We start from the raw sequence: 2506 nt of genomic DNA on the forward strand, positions 1-2506 counted from the left end.
GGGCGGCCAGACCGTGGGCATCAGCCCGTCGCTGCCGAACTGACCGCGCAGCCGGTGACCGAGCAGCCACGTGCGGTCGCTCAGCATCTGCGCGTCGCGGAACTGCAGGATCTCCCAGTTGCCGGGGCTGCCGTCACCGATGGCCACGAGGTTTCCGCCCGAGAGCAGCGTCGCGTCGTCGATCGACTGCAGCGCCCCCGAGAACATCCGCACCTGAAGCGCGGCCCCCTGATCCACGAGCCCCGCGGGGGCAGCGTAGAGCGCGGTCTCGGTGACCCCGATGGCGGCCCGCGCGGCGATGATCTCGTTGAGCACGTAGCCCTCGTCCGAACCCGCGTCGTAGACCGCCACCGTGCCCGGCCAGGGATCGGCGGTCAGCGCCAGATGCGGCGCGTGCTCGGTCTCATCGCCGGTCATCAGCGGCAGGTCGAGGAACAGCGGCAGCACCTCGACCGCGGGCACGAAGCCGCGCAGGGTCGGGCTGTCGTCGGGGAAGTCCGAGGGCAGGTAGACGTCAGGCTCGATGCGCACCGCGTCGACGATCTGCTGCGTACCGATCTCGACGCTGTCGATGCGCGCCAGCACCCGCCCGGCCTTCGAGGGCAGCGACACCACGTCGCCCGCAGCGATGTCCATGCGCGAGGGCGGCAGGGCAAAGCGCAGCGACTCGCGCGCGACCCGCCCCTCTGCCAGCCAGCGCTCGACCGTGAGCCGCCCCTCGCGCCGGGTCAGCGACATCAGAAGCTCGGTCTCGGCCACCGCGTGGGTGCTCTCATCGGGCAGCACCGTCTCTTCGGCGGCGATGCCGTGGTCGCCATCGGCTTCGACGAAGCGCAGCCGCACCCGACCCGCCATCTCGGCTTCGCTGGCGCGGATGCGCACGAGATCGCCGTCCAGCTCGTCGGACACGGCAAGCCTCTCGGGGTCGATCTCGACCGCCCCGCGCCCGACCCGTGGCAGGAACACCAGCCGCCCGTCGCGCTCGATGGCGTCGAAACCATGGGCGAGCATCAAGGGCTGCAACGCCCGGCGCGCGTCGCCGGTCTGGTCGACCACGTAGCCCCGCACCCAGCCGTGCAATGCACTGACGTCGTGATGGCGCAGCCCGGCCTTCCGGCAGATCTCGTCCACCACCGAGGCAAGCGTGCGCGACGACACCCGCCCGTTGAGCCAGTGCCCGCGCCGGTAGTTGTCGCCGTCCGCCCAGAGCTCGGTCAGCCCCGGGAACCATGGGTAGGGCCGGGCGTCCCACGCCCAGACATAGGCGTGGTCCATGTCGAGCATCGGGGCGCCGTATTCCTCAGACACCGGGTTGTTGGCCGGGTCGCGCCAGAAGCTGTGCATCACCCGCAGGTACTGGCGCTGGATGACCTCGTCGCGCAGCCCGTTCGAATAGCGCGGCAACCGGCCTTCCGAGCTCTTGGGGTCGAGGAACTTGTTGGGTTGGTTGGTCCCCTTGTCGAGCGCCGCGCAGCCCAGCTCGGTGAAGCGGATCGGCTTCGAGGCGGGCTGCCAGGCGGTGGGGATCTCCGAGCGCACCCCGCCCTTGCGCTCGTGGTGGGCGTTCTGCCACCAGTTGCGTATGTCCTTGTAGCGCCAGACCCATGGCTCGCGGTGGACGCCGTCGGTGATCGGCTCGCGGCGTTGCGCGGCGCGGGATTCCGGCGTCGGGTAGTACCAGTCGTAGCCCTCGCCCCCGGCGACGTTCGAGGCGAGGTACTCGGGGTTGTAGATTGCCCCCCAGCCCGCATCCGCGTGGTCTTCGCCATCGCGCCAGTCCGAGAGCGGCATGTAGTTGTCGATGCCAATAAAGTCGATCTCGGGGTCCGCCCAGAGCGGGTCGAGGTGGAAATACAGGTCGCCCGAACCGTCCTGCGAAATACTCCGACCAGTCGGCGGCGTAGCTGAGCTTCACGTCCGGCCCGAGCAGCGCGCGGCACTCCGCCGCCAGCGCCCGCAGCGCGTCCACCGCCGGGAAGCCCGCGTCCGAGCGGATCTGCGTCAGCGCCTGCATTTCGGAGCCGACGCAGAAGGCCTCGACCCCGCCCGCCGCCGCACAGAGCGCCGCCTGGTGCAGGATGAAGCGGCGATAGGACCACTCGTCGGGGCCGGAATAGGAGACGGTGCCGTCGCCCACGGTGAAATCCGCCGCCGAGGCGGTACCTATGAAGGCTGCGACCTCGGCCGCCGCCGCCCCACTGCCATCGCTCGAGCCGTCGCGCCCCGGCGCCACGTCAAGCGTGATCCGGCCGCGCCACGGCAGCGCCGGCTGATCCGCCTCGCCGGTCCAGGGGTTGGGCCTGCCGTTGCCCGCCATCTGGTCCATCAGGATGAACGGGTAGTAGAGCACCTCCATCCCCTGCTCGGCCATGCGCCGGATCGCCATCACCACCGAGGCATCCGAGGGCGTGCCGCCGTAGACCGGGCGGTTGTCCTGCCGGGGCACCAGCAGAGCCTCGTCTCGCGTCAGGTCCGAGACCCGCCACGCCATGCCGTTCTTCGCCTC

General features: G+C 70.6%; 1 pseudogene. It reads right to left on the reverse strand.

Going from position 1 to position 2506, the window contains the following annotated elements:
- Positions 1-2506 (reverse strand): annotated as a pseudogene (locus HC022_RS23945) (glycoside hydrolase/phage tail family protein); the annotation flags it as partial.

The organism is Salipiger sp. HF18 (genome assembly GCF_011806505.1).
Lineage (GTDB): Bacteria > Pseudomonadota > Alphaproteobacteria > Rhodobacterales > Rhodobacteraceae > Salipiger > Salipiger thiooxidans.